The organism is Bradyrhizobium sp. Ses1, assembly GCF_059512365.1.
On record NZ_JCAMOQ010000023.1, the window covers coordinates 76,756 to 94,622 of the forward strand.

18 protein-coding genes and 1 pseudogene are annotated in these 17,867 nt (G+C 63.3%); 9 read left to right on the plus strand and 10 right to left on the minus strand.

The features are described 5' to 3' along the window. Positions 1–10: 10 nt before the first annotated feature. Positions 11–562, minus strand: coding sequence for a cytochrome b (locus AC5ZG5_RS24845; RefSeq protein ID WP_456644449.1), 552 nt, complete (start codon positions 560–562; stop codon positions 11–13). A 198-nt stretch (positions 563–760) separates the two neighbouring features. On the opposite strand from AC5ZG5_RS24845, the gene murI reads away from it, so the two are divergent. Then, the gene (gene murI / locus AC5ZG5_RS24850; RefSeq protein ID WP_456644450.1) at positions 761–1,546 is read left to right on the plus strand and encodes a glutamate racemase; all 786 of its coding nucleotides are present in this window, start codon (positions 761–763) and stop codon (positions 1,544–1,546) included. Positions 1,547–1,564: 18 nt separating this feature from the next. Here the strand turns inward: murI and bla are convergent, their stop codons facing one another. Further along, entirely contained in the window at positions 1,565–2,422 is an 858-nt protein-coding gene (gene bla / locus AC5ZG5_RS24855) for a class A beta-lactamase (protein WP_456644451.1), read from the minus strand. Positions 2,423–2,586: 164 nt separating this feature from the next. Between bla and AC5ZG5_RS24860 the strand changes: the two genes are divergently transcribed. From AC5ZG5_RS24860 to AC5ZG5_RS24875, 4 genes are all read left to right on the plus strand, one after another. Beyond that, the gene (locus AC5ZG5_RS24860; protein ID WP_456644452.1) at positions 2,587–3,363 is read left to right on the plus strand and encodes an HpcH/HpaI aldolase family protein; all 777 of its coding nucleotides are present in this window, start codon (positions 2,587–2,589) and stop codon (positions 3,361–3,363) included. A 179-nt stretch (positions 3,364–3,542) separates the two neighbouring features. Then, entirely contained in the window at positions 3,543–4,316 is a 774-nt protein-coding gene (locus AC5ZG5_RS24865) for an acyltransferase (protein WP_456644453.1), read from the plus strand. 211 nt (positions 4,317–4,527) lie between these two features. Next, on the plus strand, positions 4,528–5,145 hold the full coding sequence (rpsD, locus tag AC5ZG5_RS24870) for a 30S ribosomal protein S4 (protein ID WP_130226225.1): 618 nt from the start codon (positions 4,528–4,530) through the stop codon (positions 5,143–5,145). 183 nt (positions 5,146–5,328) lie between these two features. Next, entirely contained in the window at positions 5,329–6,396 is a 1,068-nt protein-coding gene (locus AC5ZG5_RS24875; protein ID WP_456644454.1) for a threonine aldolase family protein, read from the plus strand. Between the two features lie 48 nt (positions 6,397–6,444). Here AC5ZG5_RS24875 and AC5ZG5_RS24880 read toward each other — a convergent pair whose 3' ends face one another. The 3 genes from AC5ZG5_RS24880 to grxD are packed head-to-tail and all read right to left on the minus strand — an operon-like array spanning position 6,445 to position 8,655. Beyond that, positions 6,445–7,728, minus strand: coding sequence for a serine hydrolase domain-containing protein (locus tag AC5ZG5_RS24880; RefSeq protein ID WP_130226222.1), 1,284 nt, complete (start codon positions 7,726–7,728; stop codon positions 6,445–6,447). 43 nt (positions 7,729–7,771) lie between these two features. Beyond that, positions 7,772–8,317 carry an O-acetyl-ADP-ribose deacetylase gene (locus tag AC5ZG5_RS24885; RefSeq protein WP_433994534.1) on the minus strand — a complete coding sequence of 182 codons (546 nt, stop codon included), beginning with the start codon at positions 8,315–8,317 and terminating at the stop codon, positions 7,772–7,774. Positions 8,318–8,322: 5 nt separating this feature from the next. Next, positions 8,323–8,655: a Grx4 family monothiol glutaredoxin gene (gene grxD, locus AC5ZG5_RS24890; protein WP_028166390.1), complete on the minus strand. Its 333-nt coding sequence runs from the start codon at positions 8,653–8,655 to the stop codon at positions 8,323–8,325. Between the two features lie 302 nt (positions 8,656–8,957). Between grxD and egtB the strand changes: the two genes are divergently transcribed. After that, positions 8,958–10,211 (plus strand): ergothioneine biosynthesis protein EgtB, encoded by a 1,254-nt coding sequence (egtB, locus tag AC5ZG5_RS24895; protein ID WP_456644455.1) that lies wholly within the window; start codon positions 8,958–8,960, stop codon positions 10,209–10,211. A gap of 109 nt (positions 10,212–10,320) precedes the next feature. Next, a complete protein-coding gene (egtD, locus tag AC5ZG5_RS24900) occupies positions 10,321–11,292 on the plus strand; it encodes an L-histidine N(alpha)-methyltransferase (RefSeq protein WP_456644456.1) in 972 nt (323 codons plus the stop codon). On the opposite strand, the pseudogene AC5ZG5_RS24905 reads toward egtD, so the two are convergent. Both AC5ZG5_RS24905 and AC5ZG5_RS24910 read right to left on the minus strand, forming a co-directional pair. After that, a pseudogene (locus AC5ZG5_RS24905) lies at positions 11,268–12,469 on the minus strand (low temperature requirement protein A). The gene egtD and the pseudogene AC5ZG5_RS24905 sit on opposite strands and share 25 nt — an antisense overlap. An 83-nt stretch (positions 12,470–12,552) precedes the next feature. Next, positions 12,553–12,798 (minus strand): BolA/IbaG family iron-sulfur metabolism protein, encoded by a 246-nt coding sequence (locus AC5ZG5_RS24910; protein WP_028166386.1) that lies wholly within the window; start codon positions 12,796–12,798, stop codon positions 12,553–12,555. A gap of 173 nt (positions 12,799–12,971) precedes the next feature. Here AC5ZG5_RS24910 and AC5ZG5_RS24915 point away from each other — a divergent pair, with 173 nt between their 5' ends. After that, entirely contained in the window at positions 12,972–13,331 is a 360-nt protein-coding gene (locus AC5ZG5_RS24915; RefSeq protein WP_456644457.1) for a DUF427 domain-containing protein, read from the plus strand. A gap of 125 nt (positions 13,332–13,456) precedes the next feature. Here the strand turns inward: AC5ZG5_RS24915 and AC5ZG5_RS24920 are convergent, their stop codons facing one another. Together AC5ZG5_RS24920 and AC5ZG5_RS24925 are read right to left on the minus strand one after the other, a co-directional pair. Further along, complete coding sequence (locus AC5ZG5_RS24920; protein WP_028166384.1) at positions 13,457–13,630, minus strand: DUF1328 domain-containing protein; 174 nt, start codon at positions 13,628–13,630, stop codon at positions 13,457–13,459. A gap of 109 nt (positions 13,631–13,739) precedes the next feature. After that, a complete protein-coding gene (locus AC5ZG5_RS24925; RefSeq protein ID WP_456644458.1) occupies positions 13,740–14,105 on the minus strand; it encodes a hypothetical protein in 366 nt (121 codons plus the stop codon). A 173-nt stretch (positions 14,106–14,278) separates the two neighbouring features. Here AC5ZG5_RS24925 and AC5ZG5_RS24930 point away from each other — a divergent pair, with 173 nt between their 5' ends. After that, positions 14,279–15,463, plus strand: coding sequence for an acyltransferase family protein (locus tag AC5ZG5_RS24930; RefSeq protein ID WP_456644459.1), 1,185 nt, complete (start codon positions 14,279–14,281; stop codon positions 15,461–15,463). A 120-nt stretch (positions 15,464–15,583) separates the two neighbouring features. Here the strand turns inward: AC5ZG5_RS24930 and purL are convergent, their stop codons facing one another. Then, a complete protein-coding gene (purL, locus tag AC5ZG5_RS24935; RefSeq protein WP_130226215.1) occupies positions 15,584–17,791 on the minus strand; it encodes a phosphoribosylformylglycinamidine synthase subunit PurL in 2,208 nt (735 codons plus the stop codon). Positions 17,792–17,867: the final 76 nt, after the last annotated feature.

Genomic DNA, 17,867 nt, shown 5'->3' on the forward strand with positions numbered 1-17,867 from the left:
GCCACAGCCCTTAACCCGGCGCGCCGTCGACCATGCGGGCGGCGACGCGATCGCGCCGCATGAAGTGGTGCCAGGCTACGGCCACGATGTGAATTCCGATCAGCGCCAGCAGCACATAGGCGAGATAGATGTGCCTGTTCTCGTAGGCCTGCGCCGCGGCGCGATCAGGCGAGGTGATCTGGGGCACGTGAAACAGCCCGAACCAGTCCGAATAGTTGGGCGTCCGCGCTCCCGAGTGCGCCCAGCCCAGCACCGCCACCAGGATGGTGACGGCATAGAGCGCCAAATGGCTGACCCGGGCGGCGATCCGGTGCCAGCGCGAGGTATCCTCCGGCAAGGCCGGCGTCGGGTTGACGCCGCGCCAGACCAGCCGGAGCAGGGTCAGGAGCAGCACGACATAGCCGACATCGGCATGGATCGAGCGATAGAAGAAGCGGTCCGGCCGAGCGGGGATATGGTTCATCCACCAGCCGAAAGCGATCATGCCGATAATCGCCGCCGCCAGCGCCCAGTGGAATCCGCGCGCAACGCTGCCCCAGCTCGATGTCGTGTTTCGGATCATGCGCCCGGTCCCATCGGCTTCGAGTTCGTTGCCGCCGGGCCCTTGCCGCGCTGCAGCGCATCCTGATAACCCTCCGGTCAGATCAAGGCGATTTGAATCGTTCCAAAAACTCCACCCTGCACCGCGACCGATCCGCAAGGGCCGGCAGTGCCCTCAAATCAACTGAATCGTAACGCTGAAATGGGACAAGGTTGAACCGTGGCGGCACCCCCAACCATCCTGGTATTCGATTCCGGCCTTGGCGGGCTGACGGTGTTGCGCGAGATCGTGCGCGCCCGGCCCGACGCGCGTTACGTCTATGTCGCCGACGACGCCTTCTTCCCCTACGGCCACCATGGCGAGGAAGACATCATCGCGCGCGTGGTGCCGCTGGTCGGCGAATTGATCCGGCGGCACACACCCGATCTGGTCGTGATCGCCTGCAATACCGCCTCGACGCTCGTCATGTCACACCTGCGGGACGCCTACGACCTGCCGTTCGTCGGAACCGTTCCAGCGATCAAGCCGGCCTGCGCCAGCTCGAAGACCAAGCGCGTGTCCGTGCTGGGCACCAAGGGCACCGTCAAGCGCGAATATACGAAAAAGCTGATCCACGATTTCGGGCAGGGCTGCGAGGTGACGCTGGTCGGCTCGGGCGAGCTCGCTTCGCTGGCGGAAGCGGCGCTGAGCGGTGAGGAAGTCAGCGACACCGATATCGCCGCTGAACTGGCGCCCTGCTTTGTCGACGGCGCTACCCGCACCGACACCGTGGTGCTCGCCTGCACGCATTATCCCTTGCTGCTGGATCGTCTGGTGAAGCTCGCACCATGGCCGGTCGCCTGGATCGACCCGGCGCCCGCCATCGCGCGACGGGTTTCCGATTTGCTCGGACCGCCCGGCGACAGCAGGGACGACGCCGGCGCCGAAATGCTGTTCACGTCCAACCGCCCGCACACGCTGAGCCGGGCGTTGATGCCGTTTTTCGGCGGCCGGGTCCCGGCCTGAGGCCGCATACCCGTTTGGCTAGCCAAAGCGCCGGCCGCTCATTTGGCCGATCGCCGCGAAAACGGCTTCGAGCTGCTGAGCGGTCGGCGAGCCGCCCTGCGTATAGGCCGAGATTAGCACCGGTCCACCTTTCCTCGGCCAAACCACCGCGATGTCGCCGGCAGCATCCTTGCCGTTATTGCCCGTCTTGTCGCCGATCTTCCAGTCCTTCGGCAAACCACCGCGAAGGCGGTTGTTTCCGGTCTTGCAGTTCAGCATCCAGCCCGTGAGGCGTTCGCGCGACGCCGGAGATAGCACCTCGCCAAGCACGAAACGGCGCAGATTGCCGGCCATTGCTGCAGGCGTGGTCGTGTCATGCGGATCGCCGGGCGGAGAGCGATTGAGCTCGAGTTCATAGTGATCGAGGCGCGAGACGGTATCGCCCGTATCGCGCCAAAAAGCAGTGAGCGCGGCGGGACCGCCAATCCGCGCCAGCAGCAGATTGGCGCAGGTGTTGTCGCTGAGCTCGACCACAGCCTTGCACATATCGGCGACCGACATCGCGCCGCTCGCCAGGTTCTGCCTTGCCGCCGGTGCATGGTGGAGAAGATCGGCGGCACGGTATCGCACCACGTTCTCAAGCTGATCTTCGCCGCGATCGATGCGGGCCAGCACGCACGCGGCAAGCGAGGCCTTGAACGTGCTGCACATGACGAAGCGCTCGCCGCTTCGCCAAGTGACCTTGGCACCTGTGGCGACATCCTCGGCATAGAGGCCGATTCGCCCACCGGTCTCGCGCTCACAGGCTTTAAACAGGGACGGCTGCTCCTGCGCTCGCACGGGCGAGATCGCCAGACACGACAGAGTGGCCAGCAGCGAGCGTCTGGTGAAAATCATTGGGCGTCCTTCGAATTTAAGCTTCTTCGGGTGGGCATCCGTCGCGTCCTCCAACGAGACATAGCGCCAAGATGAGGGGTCGAGCACTCGATGCGTGCAGATTTTGTCTTTATGATATCGGCGATCGACCAGCGCGCCCTCAACACAGACTGTGGAGACCCGCTTTGTCCTCACCTACGCCAACTCCCCTCAACCGGCTGCGACAGCAATGGCGAGAGCGGCGCCCGACCTTCGGCGCGATCGCCACCATCCCCAGCATCCAGACCGTGCAGATCATGGCGCAGTCGCTCGACTGGATCATCGTCGACCTCGAGCACGGTCCGATCGACCTTGGCACCGCGCATGCGATGATCGTGGCAACCTCTGGCACAGCATGCGTGCCGATGGCGCGCATTGCCGCGAACGAGCCATGGCTGGCCAAAGCGCCGATGGACATCGGCGCGCTCGGCATCAATTTCCCGATGATCTGCAGCCGCGCCGAGGCCGAGAAGGCGGCGCGCAGCATGCGTTATCCGCCGAAGGGCGATCGGCTCTGGGGACCGTTCCACGCGCCGTTCCGCTGGGGCGTCTCGATGGCGGACTACATGGCCACTGTCGATGACGACATGATCTGCATGATCACGATCGAGCATGTCGAGGCGGTCGAGCGGATCGACGAGATCATGGCTACGCCCGGCATCGACATCGCGGTGATCGGTCCCGGCGACCTCGCCACCTCCATCAACAAGCGTGGCCTCGTGGATGATCCCGAAGTGGTGGCGCTGATGCAGCGCGCCGAGGAAGGCATCCTGAAGAGCGGCGTGCCGATCGGCGGGGTGGCGCGGTCTGCCGAGCAGGCCAACGCAATGATCGAGCGCGGCTATGTGGCCCTCGCGCTCGGCTTCGACTGGTCTCTGCTCCAGCGCGGCATTGCCGCCAGCTTTGCAGGAATCAGGCGCTAGGGCTGCTTCTCCCGACGCGAGCACGGCTGCCACGCTCGCCGTGATCGCTGGCGGTGCGGCGGGACGCCACACCCATCCCGGCGCAGAAACCGGCCGTTGGTTCATGCTCGGTTCAGGGCTGGCGAGCGCATAGTCCGGCTCGCCAGCCTTTTATTGAATCTGGAATCTCCGGCGGAGTTATGCGCGGAACGGCCCGAAAAATCTCTATCCCGCGCTGTTTCATTGCCGACTTGATGCGGGCATCGCTCGACATCCCCTTCGTGTCGCTCACGCGCATCCTCAACGTCCGGGACCTGGTGGAAGCTCGCGCGGAGGCGGCCTGTCCGCCCGGCTGGGCGGCGATCTTCGTGAAGGCCTTTGCCCTGGTTGCGAAGGACGAGCCGGCCTTGCGGACGCTCTACGTCAAATGGCCGTGGCCCGGCTTCTACGAGCTGCCACGCAGCGCCGCCACCGTCGCGATCGCCCGCGTCGTGGACGGCGAGGACTGCGTACTGCCGCAAAAGATCGGCACGCCCGAAATCAAGCCGCTCGCCGAGATCGACGCCCTGATCCACCACGCCAAGGAGGCACCGGTCGAGGACGTGGCGGCGTTCAGGAAGGCGCTGAGGGCGACCGGGCTGCCGCTGCCGCTGCGCCGCCTGCTCTGGTGGATCGGGCTGAATTCCGGACGCCAGCGCGCCAATTACTTCGGCAGTTTTTCCGTGACGTCGGTGGCGGCCATCGGACCCGGGGAACTGCACGCCGTCACACCGGGGCCGTTCATCCTCAGCTATGGGGTGGAGGAGGACGGCACGATCAGCGTGGTGCTGCGCTGGGACCATCGGATTACTGACGCCGCCCTGGTCGCCCGGACGCTGTGCCGGCTGGAACAGGTACTGAACACCGAAATAGCAACGGAACTGCGGGTGAATCGGCAGCAAACCGAGCGAGCGGTCCCGGCAATCGCAACGTGACAGCACTAAAAAGCCACCTCTTTCGTTGACAGGACGGCCATCTTTCCCCTAAAAGCCCCCTGCTCGCGGGCCGGTTTCGGCCCGCGAAGCGTTTCGCGACCCGTGGTTCGTCCTCGAGCTTTCGAGGCGGACCTGTCGGCACCGGCCACATGGCAGGCTGCACAGGAGGGCGCGTCTCCTCAAACCCAACTTTGACCTGAAGAGGACCGCGATGACAAAGCGCAGTGAGGCGAAATACAAGATCGATCGCCGCATGGGCCAGAATATCTGGGGCCGCCCGAAGAGCCCTGTGAACCGCCGCGAATACGGCCCCGGCCAGCACGGCCAGCGCCGCAAGGGCAAGCTCTCCGACTTCGGCGTGCAGCTCCGCGCCAAGCAGAAGCTTAAAGGTTATTACGCCAATATTTCCGAGCGCCAGTTCCATGGCATCTACGTCGAAGCCGGCCGCCTGAAGGGCGACACCGGTGAGAACCTGATCGGCCTGCTCGAGCGCCGTCTCGACACCGTCGTGTACCGCGCCAAGTTCGTGCCCACGATGTTCGCCGCCCGCCAGTTCATCAACCACGGCCACGTCAAGGTCAACGGCCGCCGCGTCAACATCGGCAGCTACCGCCTCAAGCTCGGCGACGTGATCGAGGTCAAGGAAGCCTCCAAGCAGCTCGTGACCGTGCTGGAAGCCTCGCAGCTTCCCGAGCGCGACGTGCCCGACTTCATCGAGGTTGATCACGGCAAGATGACCGCGAAGTTCATCCGCATTCCCGGCCTGTCCGACGTGCCGTTCCCGGTGCAGATGGAGCCGCATCTGATCGTCGAATTCTATTCGCGCTGATCGGACGGAAAGTTCGAGGTATGGAAGGCCCCGGGATCCCGGGGCCTTTTTGTTTGTGACGCGTCGTTGTTCCGTCATGCCGGGCTTGTCCCGGGCATCCACGACCTTATGGTCATCGCGGAACGAAGAACGTGGATGGCCGGGACAAGCCCGGCCATGACGCGGCCAGTGAAGAGAAAAGCCATGTCCTACACCCCTGCCCCGCGCGATCCCAAGGCTCCGCCCGTTCGCATCAATCTTTTATCCGACACCCAAACACGTCCCACGCCGGCGATGCGCGAGGCGATGGCGCGGGCTGAGGTCGGCGATGAGCAGATCGGCGACGATCCGAGCGTGAATCTGCTCTGCGAGCGCGTTGCCGACCTGCTCGGCAAGGAGGCCGCGGTGTTCATGCCCTCGGGCACGATGTGCAACGTCGCCGCAACGCTCGCTTACTGCCGGCCCGGCGATGAAATCCTGGCGCATGCTACCGCCCATATCATCGCCCGTGAAGGCGGCGCGCATGCCGCGCTCGGCGGCTTCCAGATCACACCTCTGCCCGGCGACGACGGCCAGTTCGCGCCGGAGACGTTCCGCGCGGCACTGCATCCGCGCTCGCGCTACCAGCCGCCGCAGGTGCTGGTCAGCGTCGAACAGACCGCCAATATCGGCGGCGGCACGATCTGGAAGAAGGCCGATCTCGACGAGATCGTCAGTATCGCAAAGGCCCACGGGCTCGCCACCCATATGGACGGCGCCCGCCTGCTCAACGCCTGCGTTGCTACCGGCATCTCCGCACGCGACATGGCCGCAGGTTGGGATTCCGCCTGGATCGATTTCTCGAAAGGACTGGGCGCGCCGATCGGCGGGGTCATCGCGGGCAGCAGCGATTTCATCGACGAGGTGTGGCGATGGAAGCAGCGCCTCGGCGGCTCCATGCGCCAGGCCGGCATCTGCGCCGCCGCCTGCACCTATGCGCTCGACCATCACTTCGACCGCCTCGCCAACGATCACGCCAATGCCAGGGCGCTGGCGCGCGGGCTGTCGCAGATCGCGGGCATCGAGGTGCAACAGCCGGAAACCAATCTCGTCTTCTTCAAGCCCGATGGTGCGGGCGTCTCCGGCGACAACATGGTCGCCGAACTAGGCAGACGCGGCGTCCTGCTCGCGATGATGGACGGTCGCATCAGGGCCTGCACACATCTCGACGTGACGGCCGGCATGATCGAAGAAACGGTCAGCTTGGTGCGGGAAATCGTGCGTGGAGCGTAGACAGATGATCCCGCGTCATTGCGAGGAGCGAGGCGGCGCGAAAAAGCTTCAGTTCTCCATCGCTTCATAGACGAGCTGCTTCAGCGTCCGCTGGATACGTTGCCGCTCGGTCGGCGTCTGCTCCAGGAGCACGAACAACATATCCTGCTTGCGGTCGATCACGAAGTAGCAACCGCTGGCGCCGTCCCATTTCAGTTCGCCCAGCGAGCCCGGTGGTGGTGGCTTTGCGTTGCCAGGATCGGTCCGAACCGCGAGCCCGAGCCCGAAGCCAAAGCCATCGCCGGGAAAATAGAAGTAATCCCGCCCCACTCCCGAGCCGGGACCGACCTGATCGGTCGTCAGCAGCTTGAAGGCCTCGGGGGTCAGATAGGTCCGGCCATCGTATGTGCCACCGTTGAGCAGCATCTGCGCAAACCGGGAGAAATCCGCCATGGTCGAGACCATGCCGCCGCTGGCAAACTCCATTTTCTTGACAACGGTCGGATCGTTGATGCGGCCGACCCGGAAATCGCTGTCGTTCGGCATCGGGAGCGCCAGCAGCTTCTGCTTCTCCGGATCGGTGACGAGGAAGCGGGTGTCGTTCATGCCGAGCGGATCGAGCAGCTTCTCGCGCTCGATCGCGAGCAGCGGCTTGCCGGACACGATCTCCATGATGCGCGCCAGCACATCGGTGGAGTGGCCGTATTGCCAGAGCGCGCCCGGCTGATTGTGCAGCGGCAGCTTGGCGATCCGCTCGGCGAATTCGGCAAGATCGAAATCGCCGGCATAGAGATTGGAGGATGCATAGGCCTTGCGCACCAGGCTATCGCCATAGAAGCCATAAGTGATGCCGGAGGTGTGGCGCATCAGGTCGAGCACGGTCATCGGCCGGTCCGGCGGCACCAGTTCGAGCGTCTTGCTGCCGTCCTCGTTCTTCTTCTCGACGCCGACTTTCACATTGGCGAAGGACGGGATGTATTTCGCAACCGGATCATCCAGCTTGAACTTGCCCTCTTGAAGGAGCTGCACCGAGACGACGGCGGTGATCGCCTTCGTCATCGAAAACAGGCGGAAGATCGTCTTGTCGGTGATCGGCGCCTTGCTCGCCACGTCCTGCACGCCGAAGGACTGGTGATAGACCGGCTTGCCATGCTGCTGGATCAGGACGATCGCGCCCGGGATTTTTCCGGTCGCGACCTCGTTGTCGAAGAACGCCCCGATCTTCGCAAGCTTGTCCTGGTTGAAATGCGCACCTGCAGGAATATCGAAGGTTCCTTCCGCAGCAGCGGCAGGCCATGCAACAAGCATCAGCGCGCCTGTCGCCAGCAGGCGCAGCGATTTAAACGAATTCATTTGGACCCCTCCCGAATTCGACAGGGAGTGTAGCGGCGGCGCGTCAACCAGCACAAGGGCCGTCAAGACCGGCCAAAGCTTGCTCATGCAGCCGGGCGCTGGCCTCGGAGAAGCAGCAGAAGATCACCCGGTTGACCGCCGGCGCATAGCTAAGTCCCTCCGCGACCGCCCCAACCGAAATCCCGGCGGCGCGGTCGGCGGGGAAGCGATAGACACCAGTCGAAATGGCCGGAAACGCCAATGTGGCAAGCCCGTTCGCCTGACAGAGCTCGAGCGCGCGGCGATAGCAGGAGGCGAGCAATCCATCCTCGCCTTGGCCGCCGCCGTGCCAGACCGGGCCAACGGCGTGGATCACATGCCGGGCGGGAAGCCGATAACCATGTGTGATCTTGGCGTCGCCGGTCGCACAGCCGCGCAAGGAGCGGCACTCGGCGAGCAATTCGGGTCCGGCGGCGCGATGGATCGCTCCATCGACACCGCCTCCACCCAGGAGGGACGAATTGGCCGCGTTGACGATGGCGTCAACGCGTAACGTTGTAATGTCGGCAACGATGACTTCGAGGCACGCGTTGCCGAATTGGCGCGCCATCAGGCTCAGGCGGCGGCGCCGACCGGAACGCCCTTGTCGGCGAAAAGCTGCTGCAGCTCGCCGGCCTGGAACATCTCGCGGATGATGTCGCAGCCGCCGACGAACTCGCCCTTCACGTAGAGCTGGGGAATGGTCGGCCAGTTCGAATAGACCTTGATGCCGTCGCGCAGCTCGGCGGACTCCAGCACGTTCAAGCCCTTATAGCCCACGCCGATGTGGTCGAGGATCTGCACCACCTGGCCGGAGAAACCGCACTGCGGAAATTGCGGCGTGCCCTTCATGAACAGCACGACGTCGTTCGACTTCACTTCGTTGTCGATGAATTGTTCGATGCTCATTTTCGTTTCCCTTTGGGGCTCCGCCCCTTGCGGCATTGCTGGTGGGCCGGCTCGACCCGCTTACCCCGCGACTAGCTATATATGTAGCCCAAACCGTTGTGCATCCAAAGCAAAATGGCGGTGGGCTGGCATGCATGAGGCCCTTTTCGGGCGGCGGCCGGGCTCCGGGTCCATAGTCTGACGACACTAATATCATGGCCCCGGGAGGCTTTTTTCCCGAACGGGAGCCCCTATCTAGGACGGACTGTCCGTAGGGAACCAGTTTGGCAGAGCAACGTTCTCTCCAGCATTCGGAGACACCCGTGACGAAACCAGCATCCGCTGCCGCCACCCTTGCCACCCCTTCCCCATCACGCGCTTCTGATTCCGGTCCCCTGTCCCGGGGTCTGGTGGAGGCGTTTCTCGCGGTGCGGGATGAAACCGAACGCCGGGCCGCTCCCCTGTCCGCGGAGGACCAACTGATCCAGTCCATGCCGGACGCGAGCCCGGCAAAGTGGCACCGCGCCCATACCACCTGGTTCTTCGAGCAGTTTCTGCTCGGCGAGCACCAGCACGGCTACAAGCCTTTCCATCCCGATTACGCCTATCTCTTCAATTCCTATTATGTCAGCGCCGGCCCTCGCCATGCCCGCGCCCAGCGCGGTCATCTGACCCGGCCAAGTGCCGATGAAGTCACCGCCTATCGCCGCTATGTCGACGATGCCGTGGTGAAATTCTTCAAGGCTGCGGGTGAGGAGAAGCTGGCCAAGCTGGTCCCGTTGGTCGAGGTCGGACTCAATCACGAACAGCAGCATCAGGAACTGATGTGGACCGACATCCTGCATGCCTTCGCGCAGAACCCGATCCCACCGGCATACGATCCGGCCTGGCGCTTCCCGGCCTCTAACCGCAGCGGCGAGGAATGGGTGACGCTGAACGAGGGCATCCACACCATCGGGCATGCGGGCGACAGCTTTCATTTCGACAATGAAAAGCCGGCGCATCGCGCCCTGGTCGGCCCGGTCAAATTGGCGCGGAATCTCGTGACCAACGCGGAGTGGCTCGCCTTCATCAAGGACGGCGGCTATTCGACAGCGACGCTGTGGCTGATGGACGGTTTTGCGACCGTCGAAAAGGAAGGCTGGGACGCGCCCGGCCACTGGCGCAACGTCGACGGCCAATGGCAGATCATGACCTTGGGCGGACTGCAGCCGATCGATCCGGCAGCTCCGGTCTCCCACGTCAGTTATTACGAGGCCGACGCTTTCGCCCGCTGGGCCGGCAAGCACCTGCCGACCGAGATGGAATGGGAGGTCGCCGCGCGCGCCGGGCAGCTCAACGACGCCTTCGGCATCGTCTGGCAGTGGACCCGCTCCTCCTATTCACCCTATCCCGGCTATCGGGCGATCGAGGGCGCGCTCGGCGAGTACAACGGCAAGTTCATGGTCAATCAATTGGTGCTGCGCGGCTCTTCGCTTGCAACTCCGAGCGGTCACAGCCGTATCACCTACCGCAACTTCTTTTATCCGCACCACCGCTGGCAATTCACGGGATTACGGCTCGCAGATTACGCCTGATCGGTTCTTAAGCATGATCCGGAAAGGCGGATGCCGGTTTTCCGAAACGATCATGCGCAAAAACAACCAAAAATCATAGCGCGCGGGAAGGCGCGTTCAGGAGAGTATCATGAATGTGCATGCCCGCGCTTTAGCCAAGGCCTATGCCTTCGACGAACAGACCGCAGCCTTTGCCGAAGATGTCATCGGACATCTCGCGCAACATCCCAAGCACCTGTCGCCCAAATATTTCTATGACGCGACCGGCTCGGAGCTGTTCGAGCAGATCACGGTGCTGCCGGAATACTACCCGACCCGCACCGAGCTCGGCATCTTGCGCGATCGCGGGGCCGAGATCGCCGCGATCATCCCTGCGGGCGCCGCGCTGGTCGAGTTCGGCGCGGGTGCGACCACCAAGGTGCGCCTGTTGCTCGAGCACTGCGAATTCGGCGCCTACGTGCCCGTCGACATATCAGGCGATTTCCTGAATGCGCAGGCGGAAGGCCTGCGCAAGGACTTTCCCGGCCTGCGCGTTTATCCGGTCGCGGCCGACTTCACCGCCCCGTTCACGCTGCCGGCCGAGATCGCCGGGATGCCGAAAGTCGGCTTCTTCCCGGGATCGACGATCGGCAATTTCGAGCCGCACGAAGCCACCGATCTCCTGCGCACCGCGCGTGAAATCTTAGGTGCGGGCGCGCAGATGATCATCGGCGTCGACCTCGAGAAAGACGAGCGCGTGCTGTACAACGCCTATAATGATTCAGCCGGCGTCACGGCGCGCTTCAATCTGAATGTGCTGGTGCGGATCAACCGCGAGCTCGGCGGCAATTTCGATCTCTCCGCCTTCTCCCATCGCTCGATCTACAACCGCGACCGCCACCGGATCGAGATGCACCTGATCAGCCGCAAGGCGCAGAGCGTACGGGTCCTCGGCAACACCTTTTCGTTCCGTCCCGGCGAGAGCATTCACACCGAGAACAGCTACAAATATTCGCTGGAACGGTTCACGGAGCTGGCCCGAAGCTCGGGCTGGACGGTGCGGCAGTCCTGGACCGACGCGGCAAAGATGTTCTCGGTTCACGCGCTGGTCGCTTCGGAATGAGATTCCGAAGCCGAGCGCAGCGACACCGATTCCCACACCGCGACCACGATCATGATCGCGGTCGTGAGGAGCGAGAGCCATAGCGGCGACAGCTCGCTTCCGAACCAGCCCACCGCGAGCAGAGCGAGGATGCCGACGATGTGGGAGAGCTGCAGAAAGCCCCGAATCGAGAGCTTGAACAGGATCGTCCCGACCAGGAACAGAAGCGGGCCGCCGATCGTGCTCAAGATTGTCTTGAGATCGGAATGACCGCTGGGATGCTTCAGCACCAACTCGTCCGACACCGCCGTCAGGATGATGCCGGCGACGATCGGCATGTGCAGATAGGTGTAGGCAAGGCGCGCCAGTTTCCCTGATTCGGCCGATGTCGAGATCAGTTCTGAGCCGGCCTCGGCGCCCTTGTGGAAATAGATCCACCACATCGCGATGCTGGCGACCAGGGAGGACACGAAGGCCAGCACGATCTCGGTGGTCCAGCTCAGTTCGGCAAAGGTCGCTCCGTTGACGACAACAGCCTCGCCGAGCGCGATGATGATGAAAAGGGCGCAGCGCTCGGCCATATGGCCGCCTTCGACCGCCCAAGCCTCAAGCGAGGACGGCCCCAACCCCGGGATCCAGAACCGCGCTGCCGGCGAGACATATTCGATCACGACCGCGATGATCCACAGCCATAGCCTCGACTCACCCTCGGCAAGGCCGCCGAGGATCCAGAACACCGCGGACGTGGAGAGCCAGGCCAGGATGCGGATGGCATTGTGGCGCACCGCCGTCCAGTGGTGCGGGGTCGAGAGGAACCAGAATGCGGTACGACCGACCTGCATCACCACATAGGCGATGGCGAACCACAGCCGCGGCCTTCAAAGGCCGTCGGAATCGTGGTCGACAGCACGAGGCCGCCGAGCATCATCAGGAACAAGAGGATGCGGACCGGCGTCAGTTCCGGATTGAGCCAGTTGGTTACCCAGGCCGTGAAGACCCAGACCCACCAGACCGCGAGGAACAGCAGCGTGACCTGGACCGCGCCGATCGGCGTGAAATGATGCAGCAGCGTGTGCGAGATCTGCGTGACCGCGAACACGAACACCAGATCGAAGAACAGTTCGACATAGGTGACGCGGCTGTGCTGATGTGGCACGACGACGCGAAACATCGCGCCGCGTCGGTTCTCCGCAGCCATCGGTGCCCCCTACAGCATGCTCAAACAAAGAGATGAGGTCATGATCCGATTCCGTCCAATCGGATCATGATCTAACGAGATGATCAGGCCTCGGGCCCGCCAGGCACCCCGGTCTGCAGCGCCAATGCGTGCAGTATGCCGCCCATCTGTCCCTTGAGAGACTGGTAGACGATCTGGTGCTGCTGGACACGGGACTTGCCGCGGAAAGATTCCGAGATCACCGTTGCCGCGTAATGGTCGCCGTCTCCGGCCAGGTCGCGGATCGTCACCACGGCATCGGGAATGGCTGCCTTGATCATGGATTCGATATCGCGGGCGTCCATCGGCATCCCAGTACACCTCCATTTCGACGTTCAAATCGCGGCCGGCATGGCCGGCCACACGGAGCAAAACCTAGCGATTGCGCTCTTCTAGCTCATCCTATCAGCCACTATATACCGCTTCCAATCGTTTTAGCTGCATCATTCGGTCACAACGAACTGACCAAAAAAGGCGCAGAATCATGAAACTCCCAGGTCCCGACCATCCGATCACGATTGCCTCCAATCCCAAGCGCATCCGCGTCCGGGCGGGGGACGTCGTCATCGCCGACTCCACCCATGCGCTGACCCTGAAGGAAGCCAGCTATCCTGCCGTGCAATACATCCCGCGGGAAGACGCCAACATGGCCCTGCTCTCCCGGACCGAGCGGACCACACATTGCCCCTACAAGGGCGATGCGAACTATTTCAGCATCAATGCCAACGGCAAGACGCTGGAGAATTCGATCTGGACCTATGAGACGCCCTTCCCGGCGATGAAGGAAATCGCCGGTCACCTGGCGTTCTATCCGGACAAGGTCACGATCGAGGAAGTGGCGTAAGCGCGGAAGACAAGGTCTCGTCATGGCCGGGCCTGACCCGGCCATCCACCACGCTGCCGCTTCCCCGGCAAGAGGACGTGGATGCCCAGGCGAGCCCCGGGGCATGACGACGACGCTGCTCAATACTACGCCCTGAATATCGTGAGCCCGAGTATCAGGAGCACCAGGAAGATCACGACAAAAATATAGAACAATACCCGCGCGATATCGGCGGAGGCTGCCGATATGCCAGTGAAGCCGAGCAAGCCGGCTATAATCGACACCACAAGAAAAATCAGCGCCCATTTCAGTAACGTCATCGCCCTCTTCTCCAGCTATTTCGCGGGGGTAACCTCGGGCGATAGCGCGAGTTCCAAAGCAGTGAGGCGGCGAATTGATCGCCGCCCCGCTTGACCCTGCAAGCTTCCTCTACCGTTCGATGGACCCGGAAGAACCGGACGGAATGGCATCGTCTTCCGGGATGCCGTTCGGCGGCAGACCGGTCCCGGCTGCACCTGGCGATGTGCTGCGCGTGCCTGGCTGGTGCAGGGATGGATTCGTGGTGGACGTTCCGCCGGTGCCCATTCCGGTGGTGGAGCTCGACTGCCCGCCGGGCGCCGCCGAGATGCCGGCCGATCCCGGGTTGGTAGGTGTGGCCGCCGGTGGAGGCGTGCTGCCACCGGCCTGCTGCGCTGCCCCGGTGCCGCCGCCGCCTGGAGCTTGCGCGAAGGCGGCCGATGACACCGTCATCAATGACATCGCGATGACGACCGATAGATGCAATTTGTGTCGCATGATAACTCTCCGCGTTGCATGCGGCCGCACCAACGTGCCGTGAATCGCCTCGTTCCGTTGTTTCGGCGACCGTGCAATCACATCGACGTTTCCGGATTGCAGCGATTGGGCCTTGCCCAATCCGGTTCCGGATTGCAACATCACCACCGATCACCTCTGAGAGGGGGGCGCATATGAGCTCGATCTCCCACACCATGGCGACCGCGGAAGCTCACGCTGCACCGAAAGCAAAAGCGCGCAACGCCGCGCTCGATCGTACCCGCACGTTCCTGACGCTGGTCGTGCTGCTGCATCACTCGGTGATTCCCTATACGTATTTCGGACACACCGATCCCAAGTACTCGATCGTTTTCGACATGATCGTGCTCGCCACCGACAGCTTCTTCATGGCGATGTTCTTCTTCCTGTCGGGACTGTTCGTGTGGCCGGGCCTGTCTCGGAAGGGGCCGGTGCAATACTTGCTCGATCGCCTGGTTCGACTTGGCCTGCCCTTCGTGATCTGCGCGTTCACGCTCATTCCGCTGGCCTACTACTCCTTTGCGCTGCGTCAAACTCCGGATCTGAGCTTCTCCGAGTTCTGGTGGAAAACAATCACCGTCGGGCCGTGGCCGAGCGGCCCGATCTGGTTTCTCTGGATCTTGCTCGCCTTCGACCTCGTTGCGAGCGCGGCGTATCTGCTGTCACCCAAAATCATCGATCCGATCAATCGCCTGTCGCTGCAGGGGCGCGAACGGCCCACCCTGTTCTTCGTGGTCATGCTCGCGGTCACTGCCGTGCTCTACATTCCGGGGCGCGTTCACTTTGGGGCAGGGAGCTGGTTCGAGTTCGGACCGTTCTCGGTCCAGCACGGCCGCGTGCTGCTCTATGCGACCTACTTCTTTTTCGGTGCAGGCATAGGCGCCATGTATTTGGATCGCGGTCTGCTGGCTGCAGACGGCCGGCTTGCGAAGAGTAGCTGGGGCTGGGCGGTCGTGGCGCTGGTTCCGTATTGCCTGATGTGGGTGCTGATTTACATCAAGCGCGAAATCCTGGGCAATCCGGTACGTCTGCCGGACTGGTATGAGGCGACCTACGGTCTCTTCTTCGCTTCCTTCAGCGTCGCCATCATGTTCGTGATCCTGGCCTATTTCCTGCGATTCAAACAATCCGGCCGGAGCATCCTCGATCCGATGCAGCCTGATGCCTATGGCATGTTCCTGGTGCACTATCCGATCGTGCTCTGGCTGCAATATTGGATGTTTGATTTCAATTGGCCGGCGATCGTGAAGGCGGCCATCGCGTTTGCGCTGACGGTGCTGCTGAGCTGGGCGGCGACGGCGGGCTTGCGGAAGATTCCAGGCGCGAAGCACGTGTTGTGACGCCGCCCTCTCCGCCGTCATTGCGAGGAGCGACAGCAACGAAGCAATCCATAGCTCCACAAGTGGCGACATGGATTGCTTCGCTCCGCTCGCAATGACAGCGGATAGAACGCGGCGCCCCTACGCCGCCTTGCCGCTCATATAGGCCGGCAACCAGCGCTCGAACGCTTCGTTCAGCGTCGTGATCGCCACCGGCGTTTCGCCTACGATTGAGATCGCGTCGCCGCCGGTGGTGCCGATGCGCGCGCACGGCATGCCGCAACCCCGCATCTTCGCAAGCACACGGCCGGCGTCAGCCTCCGGTACGGTAACGATATAGCGCGCCTGATCTTCGCCGAACCAGTAGGCGTGCGGCACCAGCGCCGTCGGTGCTGCCAACAACCGCGCGCCGATGCCGCTTGCGATCGCCATCTCGGCGAGCGCGATCAACAGCCCGCCGTCGGAGATGTCATGCACCGCGGTCGCGGTACCACCGTGGATCATCCCGCGCACGACATCGCCGTTACGCTTCTCGGCGGCGAGATCGATCGGCGGCGGTGCGCCCTCCTCGCGGCCGCAGATGTCGCGCAGATAGACGGACTGGCCGAGCCAGCCATGGGTCTCGCCGATCAAGAGGATCGCCTCGCCTTCCGCCTTGAACGCGAGCGTCGCGGACTTGGCGAAATCGTCGAGCACGCCGACACCACCGATCGAGGGCGTCGGCAGAATGGCGCGGCCGTTGGTCTCGTTGTAGAGCGAGACGTTGCCGGAAACGACCGGGAAGTCCAGCGCGCGGCAAGCTTCGGAAATGCCCTGCAGGCAGCCGACGAACTGGCCCATGATCTCGGGCCGCTCAGGATTGCCGAAATTGAGATTGTCGGTGATCGCGAGCGGCTTGCCGCCCACCGCGGTGATGTTGCGCCAGGCTTCCGCCACTGCCTGCTTGCCGCCCTGATAAGGATCGGCCTCGCAATAGCGCGGCGTCACGTCGACCGTCATCGCAAGCCCCTTCGGCCCATCCTGCACGCGGACAACAGCCGCATCGCCGCCGGGGCGCTGCACGGTGTTGCCCAGGATGACGTGATCGTATTGCTCCCACACCCAGCGCTTCGAGCACAGCTCGGGCGTGCCGATCAGCTTCTCCAGCGCCTGCGGAATGCCAAGCGGCGCCTCGACGTCGCGCGCATGGATCACGGGCTGCGCGGCGGAAGCCGTGTGCGGGCGGTCGTAGACCGGCGCCTCGTCGCCAAGCTCCTTGATCGGCAGATCCGCCATGACGTCGCCGCCATGCTTGACAACGAACCGCTTGGTCGGCGTGGTGTAGCCGACCACCGCGAAATCGAGGCCCCATTTGCGGAAGATCGCCTCGGCTTCCTGCTCCTTCTCGGGCTTGAGGACCATGAGCATGCGCTCCTGGCTTTCCGAGAGCATCATCTCGTAGGCGCTCATGCCGGTCTCGCGTGTCGGCACCGCGTCGAGATCGAGATCGACGCCGAGATCGCCCTTGGCGCCCATCTCGACCGCCGAGCAGGTGAGCCCCGCCGCGCCCATGTCCTGGATCGCGATCACGCAGCCCTTTTCCATGATCTCGAGGCAGGCCTCGAGCAACAGCTTCTCCGCGAAGGGATCGCCGACCTGCACGGTCGGCCGCTTCTCCTCGGAATTGTCGTCGAACTCGGCCGAGGCCATCGAGGCGCCATGGATGCCGTCGCGGCCGGTCTTCGAGCCGAGATAGACGATCGGCATGTTCACGCCGGAGGCCGCCGCATAGAAGATCTTGTCGGCGTCGGCGAGACCGACCGCCATCGCATTGACCAGGATGTTGCCGTCATAGCGGGTGTGGAAGCGAACCTGCCCGCCGACCGTCGGCACGCCGAAGGAATTTCCGTAGCCGCCGACCCCGGCGACCACGCCCGAGACGAGATGGCGCGTCTTCGGATGCTCCGGCGCGCCAAAGCTCAGCGCATTGAGGCAGGCGATGGGGCGTGCGCCCATCGTGAACACATCGCGTAAAATGCCGCCGACGCCGGTGGTCGCGCCCTGATAGGGCTCGATATAGCTCGGGTGGTTGTGGCTCTCCATCTTGAAGACCACGGCCTGGCCGTCGCCGATGTCGATCACGCCGGCATTCTCGCCCGGCCCCTGGATCACCCATGGCGCCTTGGTGGGCAGTCCACGCAGATGGATGCGCGAGGACTTGTACGAGCAGTGCTCGTTCCACATCGCCGAGAATATCCCGAGCTCGGTGAAGCTCGGCACCCGCCCGATCAATTTCAGGATGCGCTCATACTCGTCAGGCTTGAGCCCGTGGGCGGCGACAAGTTCGGGGGTGATTTGGGGCTCGTTCATGGGTCCCTTATTAGGTAGATCGGCGGTGCGGGCAAAGGCCTTTTATGGCGCTTTTCCGCCCTGTCCAGAGCTTTGC

Coding starts and splice junctions, on each gene's coding strand:
- egtD (WP_456644456.1), top strand. CDS start 10,321: ATGAATGTGCATGCCCGCGCTTTAGCCAAGGCCTATGCCTTCGACGAA.
- purL (WP_130226215.1), bottom strand. CDS start 17,791: ATGAACGAGCCCCAAATCACCCCCGAACTTGTCGCCGCCCACGGGCTC.
- AC5ZG5_RS24925 (WP_456644458.1), bottom strand. CDS start 14,105: ATGCGACACAAATTGCATCTATCGGTCGTCATCGCGATGTCATTGATG.
- rpsD (WP_130226225.1), top strand. CDS start 4,528: ATGACAAAGCGCAGTGAGGCGAAATACAAGATCGATCGCCGCATGGGC.
- grxD (WP_028166390.1), bottom strand. CDS start 8,655: ATGAGCATCGAACAATTCATCGACAACGAAGTGAAGTCGAACGACGTC.
- AC5ZG5_RS24915 (WP_456644457.1), top strand. CDS start 12,972: ATGAAACTCCCAGGTCCCGACCATCCGATCACGATTGCCTCCAATCCC.
- AC5ZG5_RS24880 (WP_130226222.1), bottom strand. CDS start 7,728: ATGAATTCGTTTAAATCGCTGCGCCTGCTGGCGACAGGCGCGCTGATG.
- bla (WP_456644451.1), bottom strand. CDS start 2,422: ATGATTTTCACCAGACGCTCGCTGCTGGCCACTCTGTCGTGTCTGGCG.
- AC5ZG5_RS24845 (WP_456644449.1), bottom strand. CDS start 562: ATGATCCGAAACACGACATCGAGCTGGGGCAGCGTTGCGCGCGGATTC.
- AC5ZG5_RS24885 (WP_433994534.1), bottom strand. CDS start 8,317: ATGGCGCGCCAATTCGGCAACGCGTGCCTCGAAGTCATCGTTGCCGAC.
- AC5ZG5_RS24930 (WP_456644459.1), top strand. CDS start 14,279: ATGAGCTCGATCTCCCACACCATGGCGACCGCGGAAGCTCACGCTGCA.
- AC5ZG5_RS24875 (WP_456644454.1), top strand. CDS start 5,329: ATGTCCTACACCCCTGCCCCGCGCGATCCCAAGGCTCCGCCCGTTCGC.
- AC5ZG5_RS24910 (WP_028166386.1), bottom strand. CDS start 12,798: ATGCCGATGGACGCCCGCGATATCGAATCCATGATCAAGGCAGCCATT.
- AC5ZG5_RS24920 (WP_028166384.1), bottom strand. CDS start 13,630: ATGACGTTACTGAAATGGGCGCTGATTTTTCTTGTGGTGTCGATTATA.
- AC5ZG5_RS24865 (WP_456644453.1), top strand. CDS start 3,543: ATGCGCGGAACGGCCCGAAAAATCTCTATCCCGCGCTGTTTCATTGCC.